The 17,044-nt window shown below is 69.7% G+C and carries 13 protein-coding genes; 12 read left to right on the top strand and 1 reads right to left on the bottom strand.

Going from position 1 to position 17,044, the window contains the following annotated elements; all coding sequences use genetic code 11:
* The first annotated feature begins 2 nt into the window (after positions 1–2).
* The 5 genes from atpA (at position 3) to HF323_RS05140 (ending at position 5,125) form a co-directional block, all read left to right on the top strand.
* Entirely contained in the window at positions 3–1,640 is a 1,638-nt protein-coding gene (gene atpA, locus HF323_RS05160) for a F0F1 ATP synthase subunit alpha (protein ID WP_169581525.1), read from the top strand.
* Positions 1,641–1,660: 20 nt separating this feature from the next.
* Positions 1,661–2,557, top strand: coding sequence for a F0F1 ATP synthase subunit gamma (locus HF323_RS05155; protein WP_169581524.1), 897 nt, complete (start codon positions 1,661–1,663; stop codon positions 2,555–2,557).
* A gap of 22 nt (positions 2,558–2,579) precedes the next feature.
* Positions 2,580–4,028, top strand: coding sequence for a F0F1 ATP synthase subunit beta (gene atpD / locus HF323_RS05150; protein WP_169581523.1), 1,449 nt, complete (start codon positions 2,580–2,582; stop codon positions 4,026–4,028).
* 2 nt (positions 4,029–4,030) lie between these two features.
* The gene (locus HF323_RS05145) at positions 4,031–4,291 is read left to right on the top strand and encodes a F0F1 ATP synthase subunit epsilon (RefSeq protein WP_169581522.1); all 261 of its coding nucleotides are present in this window, start codon (positions 4,031–4,033) and stop codon (positions 4,289–4,291) included.
* Between the two features lie 84 nt (positions 4,292–4,375).
* Entirely contained in the window at positions 4,376–5,125 is a 750-nt protein-coding gene (locus HF323_RS05140; protein ID WP_169581521.1) for a peroxide stress protein YaaA, read from the top strand.
* A gap of 2 nt (positions 5,126–5,127) precedes the next feature.
* Here HF323_RS05140 and HF323_RS05135 read toward each other — a convergent pair whose 3' ends face one another.
* Positions 5,128–5,619 carry a DUF4282 domain-containing protein gene (locus HF323_RS05135; RefSeq protein WP_169581520.1) on the bottom strand — a complete coding sequence of 164 codons (492 nt, stop codon included), beginning with the start codon at positions 5,617–5,619 and terminating at the stop codon, positions 5,128–5,130.
* Positions 5,620–5,777: 158 nt separating this feature from the next.
* On the opposite strand from HF323_RS05135, the gene HF323_RS05130 reads away from it, so the two are divergent.
* From HF323_RS05130 to HF323_RS05100, 7 genes are all read left to right on the top strand, one after another.
* Positions 5,778–6,584 (top strand): large exoprotein, encoded by an 807-nt coding sequence (locus HF323_RS05130; protein WP_169581519.1) that lies wholly within the window; start codon positions 5,778–5,780, stop codon positions 6,582–6,584.
* 101 nt (positions 6,585–6,685) lie between these two features.
* Positions 6,686–7,684: an aldo/keto reductase gene (locus tag HF323_RS05125; RefSeq protein ID WP_169581518.1), complete on the top strand. Its 999-nt coding sequence runs from the start codon at positions 6,686–6,688 to the stop codon at positions 7,682–7,684.
* Positions 7,685–7,825: 141 nt separating this feature from the next.
* Positions 7,826–9,556, top strand: coding sequence for an ABC transporter ATP-binding protein (locus HF323_RS05120; RefSeq protein ID WP_169581517.1), 1,731 nt, complete (start codon positions 7,826–7,828; stop codon positions 9,554–9,556).
* Between the two features lie 26 nt (positions 9,557–9,582).
* Positions 9,583–11,592 (top strand): ABC transporter ATP-binding protein, encoded by a 2,010-nt coding sequence (locus HF323_RS05115; RefSeq protein ID WP_169582108.1) that lies wholly within the window; start codon positions 9,583–9,585, stop codon positions 11,590–11,592.
* A 49-nt stretch (positions 11,593–11,641) separates the two neighbouring features.
* Entirely contained in the window at positions 11,642–12,469 is an 828-nt protein-coding gene (locus HF323_RS05110; RefSeq protein ID WP_169581516.1) for a protein phosphatase 2C domain-containing protein, read from the top strand.
* 66 nt (positions 12,470–12,535) lie between these two features.
* Positions 12,536–15,427, top strand: a complete 2,892-nt coding sequence (locus tag HF323_RS15705; protein ID WP_169581515.1) for an FtsK/SpoIIIE domain-containing protein — start codon at positions 12,536–12,538, stop codon at positions 15,425–15,427.
* A gap of 9 nt (positions 15,428–15,436) precedes the next feature.
* A complete protein-coding gene (locus HF323_RS05100; RefSeq protein ID WP_169581514.1) occupies positions 15,437–17,002 on the top strand; it encodes an APC family permease in 1,566 nt (521 codons plus the stop codon).
* The last annotated feature ends 42 nt before the right edge of the window (positions 17,003–17,044 follow it).

The raw sequence follows: 17,044 nt of genomic DNA, 5'->3' as shown, positions 1-17,044 counted from the left end.
CAATGGCAGATCTCTCTATCAGCCCCGACGTCATCCGTGACGCGCTGAAGGACTTCGTCGCCGCGTACGAGCCCACCGGGGCGGCGGCGACCGAGGTCGGCACCGTCATCGACGCGGCCGACGGCATCGCCCACGTCGAGGGCCTGCCCGGCGTCATGGCGAACGAGCTCGTGACGTTCGAGGACGGCACGCTCGGTCTCGCGCAGAACCTCGATGAGCACGAGATCGGTGTCGTCGTGCTCGGCGAGTTCTCCGGCATCGAGGCCGGCGCGTCGGTCACCCGCACCGGTGAGGTCCTCTCGGTCCCGGTCGGCGACGGCTACCTCGGCCGCGTGGTCGACCCGCTCGGCAACCCGATCGACGGGCTCGGCGAGATCGCGAACGAGGGTCGCCGCGCGCTCGAGCTTCAGGCGCCCGGCGTGATGCAGCGCAAGTCGGTGCACGAGCCGCTCCAGACGGGCATCAAGGCCATCGACGCCATGATCCCGGTCGGCCGCGGTCAGCGTCAGCTCATCATCGGCGACCGTCAGACCGGCAAGACGGCGATCGCGATCGACACGATCATCAACCAGCGGGCCAACTGGGAGTCGGGCGACGTCTCGAAGCAGGTTCGCTGCATCTACGTCGCCATCGGCCAGAAGGGCTCGACGATCGCGGCCGTGAAGGGCGCGCTCGAGGATGCCGGCGCGATGGAGTACACGACGATCGTCGCGGCTCCCGCCTCCGACCCCGCGGGCTTCAAGTACCTCGCTCCCTACACCGGCTCGGCCATCGGCCAGCACTGGATGTACGGCGGCAAGCACGTCCTGATCATCTTCGACGACCTGTCGAAGCAGGCCGAGGCCTACCGCGCCGTGTCTCTGCTCCTCCGCCGCCCGCCGGGCCGCGAGGCGTACCCCGGTGACGTCTTCTACCTGCACTCGCGCCTGCTCGAGCGCTGCGCGAAGCTGTCCGACGAGCTGGGCGCCGGTTCGATGACGGGACTCCCGATCATCGAGACCAAGGCGAACGACGTCTCGGCGTACATCCCCACGAACGTCATCTCCATCACCGACGGCCAGATCTTCCTCCAGTCGGACCTCTTCAACGCGAACCAGCGTCCGGCGGTCGACGTGGGCATCTCGGTCTCGCGAGTCGGCGGTGACGCGCAGGTCAAGTCGATCAAGAAGGTCTCCGGCACGCTCAAGCTCGAGCTGGCGCAGTACCGCTCGCTCGAGGCGTTCGCGATGTTCGCCTCCGACCTCGACGCGGCCTCGCGTCGTCAGCTCGCCCGCGGTGCTCGTCTGACCGAGCTGCTCAAGCAGCCGCAGTACTCGCCGTACCCGGTCGAGGAGCAGGTCGTCTCGATCTGGGCCGGCACCAACGGCAAGCTCGACTCGATCGAGGTCGAGGATGTGCTGTCGTTCGAGCGCGAGCTGCTGGACTACCTGCGTCGCAACACCTCGATCCTCGACACCCTCCGTGACACGAACGTCCTCGACGACGACACGGTGGCCGAGCTCTCGAAGAAGACCGACGAGTTCATCCTCGAGTTCCAGGCCGGCAAGGGTCAGGCCATCGGCAAGCCCGGCCACGAAGAGGTCGCGGCAGCCGAGGCGGCCGATGTGAACCAGGAGAAGATCGTCAAGGGCCGCCGCTAAGGCGATACCGGACAGGGACCATGGGCGCACAACTGCGGGTCTACAAGCAGAAGATCAGTTCTGCTCAGACGACCAAGAAGATCACGAAGGCGATGGAGCTCATCGCGGCTTCGCGCATCCAGAAGGCGATGGCGCGTGTGCGCGCGTCGTCGCCCTTCGCGCGTGCCGTGACGCGAGCCGTCTCCGCCGTGGCGACGCACTCGAACGTCGATCACCCGCTGACCGTCGAACGCGAGACGATCCGCCGCTCCGCCGTCGTGATCTTCTCGTCCGACCGAGGTCTCGCGGGCGCGTTCAACTCGCAGATCCTCCGCGAGGGCCTCGAGCTCGCGCAGCTCCTGCGCGAGCAGGGCAAGGAGCCGGTGTACTACCTCGTCGGTCGCAAGGCCGTCGGGTACTTCCAGTTCCGTCGTATGGAGGCCGCTGCCGAGTGGACCGGTGACACCGACACCCCCCACTTCCACACGGCCGAGGAGATCGCGGCGACGCTGCTCGACGCGTACGACCGCGGCGGCGAGGACGGCGGCGTCGACGAGATCCACCTCGTCTACAACCGCTTCGTGAGCATGATGACCCAGACGCCGGAGCAGGTCCGCCTGCTTCCGCTCGAGGTCGTCGAGGCCGAAGAGGCGTCGTCGGCCCAGGTGTACCCGCTCTACGAGTTCGAGCCGGATGCCGAGACGGTGCTCGACGCGCTCCTGCCGGTGTACATCCAGAGCCGCGTCTTCAACGCCCTCCTGCAGTCGTCGGCCGCGAAGCACGCCGCGACCCAGAAGGCGATGAAGTCGGCCAGCGACAACGCCGACAAGCTCATCACCGACTACACCCGCCTGCGCAACAACGCTCGCCAGGCCGAGATCACGCAGCAGATCGCCGAGATCGTCGGCGGCGCCGACGCTCTGGCGTCGGGCAAATAGACCACACGAAAGAGAAGAAGCCATGAGCCTCACCGCAGAGAAGACCGAGACCGCGGTCGTCGGCCGCGTCGCGCGCGTGACCGGTCCGGTCGTCGACATCGAGTTCCCGCACGACTCGATCCCCGACATCTACAACGCGCTGAAGACCACGATCACCATCGACGGCGAGTCGACCGAGATCACGCTCGAGGTCGCGCAGCACCTCGGCGACGACCTCGTCCGCGCCATCTCGCTCAAGCCCACCGACGGCATGGTCCGCGGCCAGGAGGTGCGCGACACCGGCGAGCAGATCACCGTCCCCGTCGGCGACGTCACCAAGGGCAAGGTGTTCAACGTCACGGGCGAGGTGCTCAACGGCGAGCCGGGCGAGACCATCGAGGTCACCGAGCGCTGGCCGATCCACCGCAAGGCGCCGAACTTCGACCAGCTCGAGTCGAAGACCCAGATGTTCGAGACGGGCATCAAGGTCATCGACCTGCTCACCCCGTACGTGCAGGGTGGAAAGATCGGCCTCTTCGGCGGTGCGGGCGTCGGCAAGACGGTCCTCATCCAGGAGATGATCCAGCGCGTCGCGCAGGACCACGGTGGTGTGTCGGTGTTCGCCGGTGTCGGCGAGCGCACCCGTGAGGGCAACGACCTCATCCACGAGATGGAGGAGGCGGGCGTCTTCGACAAGACCGCCCTCGTGTTCGGCCAGATGGACGAGCCGCCGGGGACGCGTCTTCGCGTCGCGCTGTCGGCCCTGACGATGGCGGAGTACTTCCGCGACGTCCAGAAGCAGGACGTGCTCCTCTTCATCGACAACATCTTCCGCTTCACGCAGGCGGGCTCCGAGGTTTCGACCCTCCTCGGCCGCATGCCGTCGGCGGTGGGCTACCAGCCGAACCTGGCCGACGAGATGGGCATCCTGCAGGAGCGCATCACCTCGACGCGCGGTCACTCGATCACCTCGCTGCAGGCGATCTACGTGCCGGCCGACGACTACACCGACCCGGCCCCGGCGACCACGTTCGCGCACCTCGACGCCACCACGGAGCTCTCGCGTGAGATCGCGTCGAAGGGTCTGTACCCCGCGGTCGACCCGCTCGCCTCGACGAGCCGCATCCTCGACCCGCGCTACATCGGTGAGGACCACTACCGCGTGGCCACCGCCGTGAAGCAGATCCTGCAGAAGAACAAGGAGCTCCAGGAGATCATTGCGATCCTCGGTGTCGACGAGCTCTCCGAAGAGGACAAGGTCGTCGTGTCCCGTGCACGCCGCATCCAGCAGTTCCTCTCGCAGAACACCTACATGGCGAAGAAGTTCACCGGTGTCGAGGGCTCCACGGTTCCGATCAAGGAGACCATCGAGTCGTTCGACGCCATCGTCAAGGGTGACTTCGACCACGTCGCCGAGCAGGCGTTCTTCAACGTCGGCGGCATCTCCGACGTCGAAGAGGCGTGGGCCCGCATCCAGAAGGAGAACGGCTGATCATGCCGCTCAAGGTGAGTCTCGTCTCCGCCGACGCGGAGGTCTGGTCGGGGGAGGCGTCGCTGGTCGTCGCCAAGACCGTCGAAGGCGAGATCGGATTCATGTCCGGTCATGAGCCGGTGCTCGCGATCCTCGCCGAGGGTCAGGTGCGCATCACCCAGACCTCGGGGTCGAAGATCGTGGCGAACGCGCAGGACGGCTTCCTCTCCATGGCGGGGGACGACCTCACGATCGTCGCCGGCAACGCGGCCCTCATCTCCTGACATCGTTCAGAGCGAAACGCCCCCGTCCGTCCGCGGACGCGGGGCGTTTCGTCTCGCATCACCCGCCCCGCACCCGGAGTCCTCGTGCTGATCCTGCTGCCGCCGTCCGAGACGAAGCGCCCCGGCGGGCGCGGGCGACCGGTGGAGGCGGCATCCCTCGCCCTGCCCTCTCTCGCACCGCAGCGCGCGGCTGTCATCGACGCGCTCATCGCGCTGTCGGCCGACGAGGACCACGCGGCGCGCGTGCTCAAGCTCGGCGCCACCCAGCGGGGTGAGGTGGCGGTCAACGCTGCGCTGCGGACAGCGCCGACCATGCCGGCCGTCGACCGGTACACCGGTGTGCTCTACGACGCGCTGGACGCGGCATCCCTCCCCGCTTCATCACGCCGCTGGCTGGGCGCGCACGTGCTCGTCCACTCCGCGCCCTTCGGACCCGTCGGCGCGCTCGACCCCATTCCCGCCTACCGGCTCGGGGCCGCCGCGTCGCTTCCGGGCCTCCCGGCGCTCAAGCGCGTGTGGGCGGATGCCGTCACCGCCGCCTTCGAGCACGAATCACCGCGCTTCGTGCTCGATCTGCGCTCCGAGGCGTACGTCGCTCTGGGGCCCCTGCCCGACGCCGTCCCGTCGGCGTACGTACGGGTCGTGAGCGAGACGGACGGCGGCGCGGTCCGCGCCCTGAATCACTTCAACAAGCACGCCAAGGGCGCGCTGGTGCGCCGCCTGGCAGACGAGCGCCCGCGCATCGCGTCCCGCGGTGCGTTCGTGCGGTGGGCGGATGCCGCGGGCCTCCGCGTCCGTGACGGGGCGTCAGGCGAACTCGAACTCTTCGCCTGAGCTCACAGACGCGTGTGCTGGGCGGTGCGCTCGGTGTTCTCGGCGATCGCGATCAGGGCGACGACGGCCTCGATGATGAACCGCAGGGCGATGATCGCGATGAACGACACGAGCGGCACGATGATCAGCGTCGCGATGATGGCGGTGATGCCCGCCCCGGTGTTGATCCACAGCAGGGACACCCCGCCGACGATGCCGTTGACGAGGTAGACGATGAAGCCGATCGTGATGGCGATGAGCCCGACGAGGTAGAACACGCTCGCCAGGCGACGGGTGATGAAGGTGCGGAAGCTGAGATCGAAGAGGGCGGCGAAGAAGCCTCGGCCGATCGCCGGGGCGTCGTCGCCGAGAGACCGGGGCACGCCGGTGTTGTCGGGGTCGCTCGCCGGGTCGTACGCGGGCGTCGTCGCGCCTGTCGGGGCGCCCGCAGAACGGGCCGCCTCGTCCGCGGGCTGGTCGGGCAGAGGCGGAACGGGGCGTGTGGGATCGGTCATGATGCTCAGGCTACCCACCCAGGCGGCGGGGGTCAGCCCCCGAAACACGTCGTTTCTGCTGACATGCGTGCGCGCGCATCGCTAGCATGTGAGCCGCGGGGCGCGTGCCCGGCTCGGTGTGCAGGGGCATATCGACGATCGTTCCGGAGAGGACGCTCATGTACGACGACTATGGCTACGGTGCGATGGCGGCGGTGCTGCTCGTGCTGCTTCCGCTGATCTTCATCTTGGCGATCGCCGGTTATGTCATCGGCTCCTTCTTCTTGATGAAGATCTTCGACAAGGCCGGTGTGCAGGGCAAGTGGCGCGCCTGGGTGCCGGTGTACAACATGCTGGTGCTCGCCAAGCTCGGCGATCTCTCGCCGTGGGTCATGCTGGGCGCCCTCGCCCTGTCGCTGTTCAGCCAGATCCCCGTCATCGGGTGGATCCTCTCGCTCGCTGCCCTGGCGGCATCGGTCCTCGTGGGATGGCGCGTCGGCCTCAAGCTCGGCAAGGACTGGCCGTATCTGCTCCTGTGGCTGATCCCGGGCGTCGGCTATCTCGTGTGGCTCGGCATCCTGGCGTTCACCACCTCGCCGTGGAACCCGAACATCGCGCCCGCGCCGTGGCGCAACAGCTTCCTCAAGGACACCGTGGTGTGGCAGGGGATCCCGATCCAGCCCGGCGCACCCGTCGGTCCCGCTGCGGCTGCGGCTCCCGCCGGCTACGCCGCCCCGCCCGCGGGCTACCAGCCCCCGGCTGGCTACACGCCCCCGCCCGCCGCGCCCGCTGCTCCGCCGGCTGCCCCGGCCGCACCGCCGGCGTACACGCCCCCGCCCGCTGCCGCTCAGCCGCCGGCGACGCCTCCGGCTGCGACCCCGCCGCCCGCGGCGACGGAGCCTCCCACCGCGACCGAGCCTCCCGCCGCGACGGAGCCTCCTGCCGCGACGGAGCCGCCGGCATCGCCCGAGCCGCCCAAGCCGTAAAGGCTTCCGACGATCCCTCGCCCGCACGGGCGGGGGATCGTCGCATGCGGGCACTGCTGGCGCCGCGGGGCGGCCCTCCCGGCGAAGGCTAACGTGGAGGGATGACCCCCGAAACCGCTGTTCCCGCGCGCCGCGTCGGCGCCTCCGGCCTGCTCGTGTCCGCTGTCGGACTCGGATGCAACAACTTCGGTCGCCCGGGCACGCGCACCGAGACGCTCGACGGAACCCGGGACGTGCTCGACGCGGCCATCGACGCCGGCGTCACGTTCCTCGACACGGCCGACATGTACGGCAAGGACCCCGGTCTGTCCGAGACGCTGATGGGCGAGGCGCTCCGCGGGCGTCGCGACCGGGTGACACTGGCGACCAAGTTCGGTCACTCGGGGCGCGACATGGGGTACGGACCCATCGGTTCGCCCGCATCGCGCTCGTACGTCCGGCGGGCGGTCGAGGCATCCCTCGTCCGCCTTCAGACCGACTGGATCGACCTGTACCAGCTGCACACGCCCGACCCCCTGACGCCGATCGAGGAGACCCTTGACGTGCTGGCCGATCTCGTCCGCGAGGGCAAGGTGCGCTACATCGGCCACTCGAACCTCTCGGGCTGGCAGATCGCCGAGGCGCACTACGTCGCCGCGGAGCGGGCGGGCGTGCCGTTCGTATCGGCGCAGAACCACTACAGCCTCCTCGCCCGCGCCGCCGAGCGCGAGGTGCTGCCGGCCGTCGAGCGCTTCGGGCTGGGGTTCCTGCCATACTTTCCGCTCCACAACGGCCTGCTCACCGGAAAGTTCACCCGCGACCACGCGCCCGCCGACACCCGCATCATGCGGCAGCGTCAGCACGTGTGGCAGGAGGCGCCGTGGGACGCGCTCGAGGCGTTCCAGGCGTTCTGCGACGAGCGAGGCATCACGATGCTCGAGGCCACGTTCGGCTGGCTGCTGGCTCGCCCGGCACTCGCCAGCGTGATCGCGGGGGCGACGTCGCCCGAGCAGGTCCACGCGAACGCCGCCGCGGCCACCGCGTGGTCGCCGACGGCAGACGAGCTCGCCCGCATCGACGCGCTCTTCCCGTTGCCGGCCGACCCGGGCGCTCGCGTCTGACGACTCGTTCGCGACCGGCTCCGGCCGGTTCGCGGAGGGCGTACGCCGGGAAATTGTCATCGGTCCTCGGCGAGGCGTAGCGTCGCATCCTGTGCGCGATGCCGCGATCCGCGGTGCGGGGAGCGCACGGGAAGGACCCTCGTGCTCGGAAAGCTCCTGGTGCGGTACCTGCGGCCCGCGTGGCCGCTCATCGTCGCCGTCGTCGTGTTCCAGCTCGCGCAGTCGATCGCGTCGCTGCTGCTGCCGACGCTGAACGCCGCCATCATCGACAACGGCGTGGTGACCGGCGACATCCCCTACATCTGGGAGACCGGCGGCGTCATGCTCGGCGTGAGCCTCGTGCAGATCGTGTGCGCGATCGTCGCGGTCTACTTCGGCTCCCGGCTTGCGATGGCGATGGGCCGTGACCTGCGCGGGGACGTCTTCCACCGCGTCGTCGCGTTCTCGCAGCGCGAGGTCGGGCAGTTCGGCGCCCCGTCGCTCATCACGCGCAACAGCAACGACGTCCAGCAGGTGCAGATGCTCGTGCAGGTCTCCGCGACCCTGATGATCGCCGCGCCGATGCTCGCCATCGGCGGCGTCATCATGGCGGTGCGGCAGGACGCCGGCCTTGCCTGGCTGATGGCGGTGGCGATCCCCGTCCTGCTGGTGATCGTCGGGCTGATCGTGTGGCGCATGGTGCCCGCGTTCACCACGATGCAGAAGCGCATCGACCGCGTGAACCAGATCATGCGCGAGCAGCTCACCGGCATCCGTGTCGTCCGCGCGTTCGTGCGCGAGCGCGAGGAGCGCGCCCGGTTCGCCGTCGCGAGCGACGAGGTGCAGGAGACCGCGCTGCGGGCCGGCAACCTCATGGCGCTGATGTTCCCCGCGGTCATGCTCGTCATGAACGTGTCGAGTGTCGCCGTCATCTGGTTCGGCGCCTTCCAGGTGCAGGAGGGCGTCGAGATCGGCACGCTGTTCGCGTTCCTGCAGTACCTCATGCAGATCCTGATGGGCGTCATGATGGCGACCTTCATGTTCGTGATGATCCCGCGGGCGGCCGTGTGCGCGAACCGCATCGGCGAGGTGCTCGAGACCGAGCCGTCGGTGTCGGCCCCGGCGGTCGCCGCGGGGGCGCCCGCGCCCGCCGGCCGCGTCGAGTTCGACGGCGTCGACTTCGCCTACCCGGGAGCCGAGGACGCCGTCCTGCGCGACATCACGTTCACCGTCGAGCCCGGCACGACCACGGCGGTCATCGGCTCGACCGGTGCGGGCAAGACGACCCTCATCGGCCTGGTGGCGCGCCTGTTCGACGTGACCGCCGGCGCGGTGCGGGTCGACGGGCTCGACGTCCGCGACTACGACCCCGACGAGCTGTGGCGACGCATCGGCCTCGTCCAGCAGCGGGCATTCCTCTTCTCGGGAACGGTCGCGTCGAACCTCCGGTACGGCAACGGCGAGGCGACCGACGACGAGCTGTGGCGGGCGCTCGAGCTCGCGCAGGCCCGCGACTTCGTCGCGGCGCTGCCCGAGGGACTCGAGGCCCCCATCGCCCAGGGCGGCACGAACGTGTCGGGCGGGCAGCGGCAGCGCCTCGCGATCGCCCGGGCGCTGGTCAAGCGGCCCGAGGTGTACATCTTCGACGACTCGTTCTCGGCGCTGGATCTGGCGACGGATGCCGCGCTCCGCCGCGCACTCGATACGCAGCTGCCCGATGCGACGAGGATCGTGGTGGCCCAGCGCGTCTCGACGATCCGGCACGCCGATCAGATCATCGTGCTCGACCACGGACGCATGGTCGGCCTCGGCACCCACGACGAACTGGTCGAGACGTGCGAGACGTACGCCGAGATCGTGGAGTCGCAGCTGACGGCGGAGGCAGCGGCATGAGCGGCATGCAGCGCGGACCGCAGCGCATGCCGATGCAGCGCGGACCCATGGGGCAGGTCGCCGGCGGCGAGAAGGCGAAGACCTTCGGCCCGAGCGCGAAACGGCTCCTGGCGACGCTCAGCTCCGACATGCCGCTGCTGGTGGTGGTGCTGGTCTTCTCGGTGCTGTCGGTCGCTCTCACGGTGATCGGCCCGAAGCTTCTGGGGAATGCGACCAACGTCGTGTTCGCGGGCTATCTGTCGCTGCAGGTTCCCCCGGGAGCGACGAAGCAGCAGGTCGTCGACGCTCTCATCGCCGAGGGCAACCAGGATCAGGCGAACATGATCGCCGCGATGGACTTCACGCCGGGCGCGGGGGTGGACTTCGAGCAGCTGGCGTCGATCCTCGTGCTCGTGCTGGTCGTGTACGTGCTCGCGAGCCTCTTCGGCTGGCTGCAGGCGCGGCTGCTGAACGGGATCGTGCAGCGGGCGATGCATCGCCTGCGCCTGCAGGTGGAGGACAAGGTGCACCGGCTGCCGCTGTCGTACTTCGACAAGGTGCAGCGAGGGGAACTGCTCAGCCGCGTGACCAACGACGTCGACAACATCGGCCAGACGATGCAGCAGACCCTGTCGCAGGTCGTGATCTCGCTGCTGACGGTGGTCGGCGTGCTCGTCATGATGTTCGTGATCTCGCCGCTCCTCGCGGTGATCGCTCTCGTGACGATCCCCCTGACGGTGGTCGTCACCGTCGTTGTGGCCCGACGCTCGCAGAAGCTCTTCGTGGCGCAGTGGAAGTCCACCGGCGTCCTCAATGCCCGAGTGGAGGAGACCTTCTCGGGGCATGCGATCGTGAAGGTCTTCGGGCACCAGAAGGAAGTCGAGGCCGACTTCCGTGCCGAGAACGAGGAGCTCTACAAGGCGAGCTTCGGCGCGCAGTTCCTCTCGGGTGTGATCATGCCCTCGATGATGTTCATCGGGAATCTCGTCTACGTCGCGATCGCCGTCGTCGGCGGGCTGCAGGTCGCGGCAGGGCTCCTGTCGATCGGCGACGTCCAGGCCTTCATCCAGTACTCCCGGCAGTTCACGCAGCCGCTCAGCCAGCTCGGGTCGATGGCGAATCTGCTCCAGTCGGGGGTCGCGAGCGCCGAGCGCGTGTTCGAGCTGCTCGACGAGACGGAGGAGGAGCCCGACGACGTCTCCGCCGAGACGGCGCCCGACCACGCCAGCCGGCTCGCCTTCGAGGACGTGTCGTTCCGCTACGTCGCCGACACGCCGCTCATCGACGATCTCTCTCTGGCCGCCGAGCCGGGAAGCACGGTCGCGATCGTCGGCCCGACCGGTGCCGGCAAGACGACCCTGGTCAACCTCATCATGCGCTTCTACGACGTCGATGCGGGCCGGATCTCGCTCGACGGCGTCGACACGCGCCGCATGACGCGTGACGACCTGCGGTCGCGGACGGGCATGGTCCTGCAGGATACGTGGCTCTTCTCCGGCACGATCCGCGAGAACATCGCCTATGGGCGGCCGGATGCCTCGGAGGAGGAGATCCTTCAGGCCGCCACCGCCGCCTATGTCGATCGGTTCGTGCATGCGCTCCCCGACGGGTACGACACGCTGCTCGACGACGAGGCGACGAACCTCAGCGTGGGCGAGCGTCAGCTCGTGACCATCGCTCGCGCCTTCCTCGCCGACCCGCGGATCCTGATCCTCGACGAGGCGACGAGCTCCGTCGACACGCGCACCGAGCTCCTCATTCAGCGGGCGATGTCGCGCCTGCGAGAGGACCGCACGGCCTTCGTCATCGCCCATCGGCTCTCCACGATCCGCGACGCCGATCTCATCCTCGTGATGGAGGAGGGCGCGATCGTCGAGCAGGGCACGCACGATCAGCTCCTCGCTGCCAAGGGAGCGTACTGGCGCCTCTACAACGCCCAGTTCGAGGCGCCGATGGACGAGGAGATCCTCGTGGACCCGCTCGCCGGAACCGCCGTGTCCGGCGCGTCGCCGACGGCCCGCGCCGAGGAGGGCGCCGCCGAACCTACTAGTATGTGAGGACGCGGCAGGCCATCGGGCTGCCACCGTCGACCGGGAGGACATGGGCGTGCCCGAGGTATCCACCCAGTCACGCACGGTTGCCGTGCCGGGGGGATCGCTGGACCTCTCGTGGGCCGCCGTCACAGACACCGGGCGTCGTCGCGAAGTCAATCAGGACGCGGTGTTCGCGACCTACCCCCTCTTCGTCGTCGCCGACGGCATGGGCGGTCATGTGGGCGGCGAGATCGCCAGCGCGAGCACCATCGACCGGCTCAAGGCTATGGTCGAGCACGGCTCGGTGAGCCCCAAGGCGATCGAGAAGGCGCTCGCGCGCGCGGTGAAGGACATCGCCTCGCATCCCGAGGCCACCGATGACGGCACCGGCACGACGCTCACCGGCGTGTACCTCGACACCACCGGCGATGCCGCGCACTGGGTGACTCTGAACATCGGCGATTCCCGCGTCTACCTCGTGCGCGAAGGCTCGATCATCCAGATCACGACCGATCACTCCGTCGTGCAGGAGCTCATCGCCTCGGGGCGGCTGAGCCCCGAGGAGGCCGAGAACCACCCCTACGGCAACGTCATCACCCGCGCGGTCGGCCCGAGCGAGGGCGTCACGCCCGATTACGTGCGACTCGACGTCGCCGAGGGCGACCGCTTCGTGATCTGCTCCGACGGCCTGACGAAGGAGCTCACCGACTACGGCATCCGTCACTTCCTCGACGAGAATCCCGACCCGGCCGACGCCGCCCGCGCGATGCTCGACGCCGCCCTCGAGAACGGCGGGCGCGACAACATCACGATCATCGTGCTGGACGTCGGGCATCCGGTCCCGCCCGCCGGTGACGACGTCGACGAGGCCGACGGCGACTCCTCCACAGCCGAGTTCTGACCTCGGGTTCTGGTCGGATTCCCCGGGGCGGCGACGGCCGAGCGGCCCGATGAGGTCGACTGAAGTGTGCGCTTCCCTCCCAGCCCCGCCGTAGGCTCGCGTCCGCTCACCGAAGCGGGGGAGCCCGGCTCTCGCAGCGATGTCGCAGACGACGCCCTCGTCCTGCTCCCGGCCTGGTCGCCACCGGCGCGGCCGCCGCTGCCGATCGTGGCTTCGGTCGTGCCCGTCCTCGCTGCGGTCGCGCTGTGGCTCGTCACCGGATCGGTGCTGTCGCTCTGGCTGGCGGCGCTCGGCCCGCTCATCGCGGTGGCGACCCTCGCAGACGCCGCACGCACCGCGCGCCGCGACCGACGACGACACGAGGCCGCGGTGGCTCGCAGGCGAGGCGAGGTCGCCGATGCCGTGACCGCGAGGCACGACGCCGAGCGACGACGGGCGTGGGCGCGCCATCCCGATGTCGCCTCGTTCCTGACCCGCGACGACGATGTCTGGCGTCGTTCCGCGGAGCGCGCCGACGCGCTCGTCGTGGGCGAGGGTGAGGTGGCCAGCGGTGTGCGGGTCTCGGGAGGCGACGGAGATCCGGATGCCTCGTCCCTCCGAGCCGAGGCAGCACGGCTCCGCGGCGCACCGCTCGTCGTCCCCGCCTCTCGCGGCATCGCCGTCGTGGGCCCGGCGGTCGTCGCATCGGCCGTCCAGCGGGCCCTCGCTGTGCAGCTGTGCCTCGCCCTCCCTCCCGGCGAGCTGGCGCTCGCCACCTCCGGCGCCGAGGAGTTCGGCTGGGCGGCGCGCCTGCCCCACCGCTGCGCACCCGGTCGGCGGCGCCTCGCACTGGTGGGTCCCGGCGAACCAGTTCCGGCGGACGCAGACATCGCTCTCGCCCGACGACGGCCGGGCGACCCGCTCCCGCCGCAGTGCGGCACCGTCCTGACGGTGCCCTCCGCCGATGAGGCCCGCCTCGAGAGCGCGGGCGAGGTGTCGCCGGTGCGCATCGAGGCACTCGCGGTCGCTCAGGCCGAGGCGATCGCGGCTGACCTGGCCGTGCGGGCGGAGCACACGCTCGGAATCCTGCCGCGCGAGGCCGCCCCGCTCGCGCTCGGATCGCTCATCGAAGCCGACGCCGCGTCGCCCGGAGGTCTGGCGGCGGTCATCGGCGACGACGGCGCAACGCCGGTCGTCGTCGACCTCGTCGCCGACGGGCCGCACGCCGTGGTCGCGGGGGTGACCGGCGCGGGGAAGAGCGAGCTGCTCATCACGTGGATCCTGTCGCTCTGTCGCACCCATTCACCCGACGACGTCACCTTCCTCCTGGCCGACTTCAAGGGCGGCACCGCCTTCGACGTCCTCAGTTCGGTGCCGCACGTCACCGGGGTGATCACGGATCTCGACGGCGTCGGCGCGCGACGCGCGATCGAGAGCCTCCGTGCCGAGCTGCGGTGGCGCGAGGCGGCCATCGCGGGGTGCGGCGCACGCGACATCCGCGACCCCCGCGTCTCCCTGCCGAGGCTGGTCGTGGTCGTGGACGAGTTCGCGGCGCTGCTCGGCGACCATCCCGAACTGCACGCGCTGTTCGCCGATCTCGCCGCGCGAGGCCGCGCACTCGGCATCCACCTCGTGCTGGGCACGCAGCGCGCCGCGGGCGTCATCCGCGAGAGCCTCCTCGCGAACTGCCCGCTCCGCATCAGCCTCCGGGTGACGGATGCCTCGGACAGCCGCACCGTGCTCGGAACCGACCAGGCGGCGGAGCTCCCCGGCGGCGTCGACAGCCGTGGGCGAGCGTACGTGCGGCGCGCGGGAGATGCGCGCCCCCTCCCCGTTCGCATCGCGCTCTCCGACGCCGCCGACGTCGCCGCCGCGTGCGCGCGCGCTGCCGGTGCGGCGCCCCGCCGGCCCTGGCTCCCGGAGCTTCCGCACCAGCTCTCGCTCGCGGATCTGCGCGCGGGCAGCGCGGCGGGCGCTCTGCTCGTGGGGCTCGCCGACATCCCAGAGCAGCAGGAGCAGCGTCCCGTCACCATCACCGCGGCCGATCGCGGGTTCCTCATCCTGGGCGGGCCCGGCGCCGGGGTGAGCAATGCGGTCGCCCTGATCGCGGCACAGGCATCGGGGACGGTCATCCACGTTCCCCACGACCCGGAAGGGACGTGGGACGCCGTGATGGCGCTGGCTGACGCCCCGCCCGCTCCCGGGTCGCTGGTGTGCATCGACGACCTCGACACCCTGACGGCGCGGTTCCCTCCCGACCATGCGCAGGCGGTGCTCGATTCCCTCGACGGCACACTGCGAAGGGCGGGTGCCGCAGGGTTCCTGGTCGTGGCAGGCGGCCATCGCGTGTCGGGACCCGTCTCCCGGCTCATCGATCTCTTCCCGCGGCGTCTGCGCCTGGCGTTTCCCTCGCGCGCCGAGCACATCGCGGCGGGCGGCTCACCCTCGCATTTCGAGGCGGGCGCGCCCGCCGGGCGTGGCGAGCTGGACGGCAAGGAGGTGCAGGTCGCCTTGTCTCCGACGCGCCTGCCGTCACGTCCGTCCGCTCCCGCGGTCTGGGAGCCGACGGCGCCGCTCACCGGCTTCGTCTCGCGCCGGTCTCCGGTCGCGCGGGCCGCGATCGCGCACTGGCGGGAGCAGGGCATCGAGGTGAGGAGCGTCGAGTCCTACCTGGCCGATCCCTCGGCAACGGCGGAACGACCGGTCCTCGTGGTGGGGGAGCCCGACGACTGGCAGCGGCAGTGGCGGCTCCTAGCCGAGCTGCGCGGCGACCACGAGCTGGCGGTCGACTCGTCGTGCGCCGCCGAGCTGCGGCTGCTGACGGGCTCACGCGGGCTCGCACCCTACTGCGAACCCGGTCGCGGTCGAGGATGGCTCGTGGTGGCGGGCGCGGATCCCGTCCGCATCGTCCTTCCCGCGGAGGATCTCCAGCCGATCCGTCCCTCGCACGGCATTGACCCGTTCGGCGGGTCCCCGTAGCTTCGCTGTGTGTCAACAACTCCGATCGACCTCGCACGACCGGAAGGCAAGGGACTCGCAACAGGGACGCTGGGACTCTGGGGCTCGACCGTCATCGGTCTCGCCTCGACCGCGCCCGTCTACTCGCTCGTCGCGACGCTGGGGTTCGTCGTGCTCGCCGTCGGCGCGCAGGCTCCCATCGCCTTCGTCATCGCGTTCATCCCGATGCTCTTCATCGCCTTCGCCTATCGGGAGCTGAACAACGACGTTCCCGATTGCGGCACCACGTTCACGTGGGGAACCAAAGCGTTCGGCCCGTGGGTGGGCTGGCTCGGCGGCTGGGGCGTCGCCGTGGCGGGCATGGTCGTGCTGGCCAACCTGGCGCAGATCGCCGGGATCTACTTCTGGGCCCTGATCGACGGCATCGTGCGCACCTCCGAGGACGCTTTGCTCGCCGACAACGTCCCGCTCGTCACGGCGACCGGCGTGGTGTTCATCGCCGCGATGACGTGGGTCAGCTGGCGCGGCGTCGAGATCGGCGAACGCATCCAGAACGTGCTGCTGGCCATCCAGTACCTCGCGCTGACCGTCTTCGTGGTCGCAGCGCTGTGGCACTTCTTCGCGGGCTCCGCTCCCGATCCGACCCCGTTCGAGTGGTCGTGGTTCAACCCGTTCGCCTTCACGGAGTGGTCAGGGTTCATCGAGGCGATCCTCCTCGCCCTGTTCATCTACTGGGGCTGGGACACCTGCCTCGCGCTCAACGAGGAGACGAAAGACCCCAAGCGCATCCCCGGGCGCGCGGCCCTCCTCACCACGGTCATCCTGCTCATCACCTACGTCGGCGTGACGGTCGCCGCGATGATGTACGCCGGCCTCGGCGAGACCGGTACGGGCCTGGGCAACGAGGCCAACGCCGACGACTTCTTCCTGGCGATCAAGGACGGCCTCCTCGGCCCTCTCGGCTGGGTGCTCGTCGTGGCGGTGATGATCTCCGCGATCTCATCGACGCAGACCACGATCCTGCCGACCGCGCGAGGGACGCTGGCGATGGCCGCGTACAAGGCCCTCCCGCGGCGATTCGCCACCGTGCACCCGCGCTACAAGACGCCGTCGTTCTCCACGCTCGTCATGGGCGCGGTCGCGATCGTCTACTACGTGGGCATGACGCTCATCAGCGACAACATCCTGCAGGACTCGATCCTCTCGCTCGGCCTCGCCATCGCGTTCTACTACGCGATCACCGGCTATGCGTGCGTCTGGTACTTCCGACGCGATCTCTTCACCTCGGCGAGGAACTTTCTCTACCGGTTCCTCTTCCCGCTGCTGGGCGCCGGAATGCTGACCTATGCGTTCATCCACTCCGCCATCGACATGTACGACGTCGACTACGGGTACACGGTCCTGCTCGGGATCGGAGGCACCTTCGTCATGGGCGTCGGCGCGCTCGCGTTCGGCGTGCTCCTGATGTTCCTGTGGTTCACCTTCCCGCGATCCAAGCCGTTCTTCCGCGGGGAGAGCCTCAACCGCGAGACCCCGGTGCTCGTGCCCGAGGATCCCGCCGACTTCAGCCGCTCGATCGACGGCGGGCTGGCCTGACGACCAGGTTCTCAAGACGACGGATGCCTCGCCCCCCGGCTC

The sequence above is a fragment of the Microbacterium sp. MF43 genome (assembly GCF_012847295.1).
Lineage (GTDB): Bacteria > Actinomycetota > Actinomycetes > Actinomycetales > Microbacteriaceae > Microbacterium.
The sequence above is the reverse complement of the archived record's forward strand: the minus strand, read 5'-3'. Positions and strand labels throughout refer to the sequence as shown.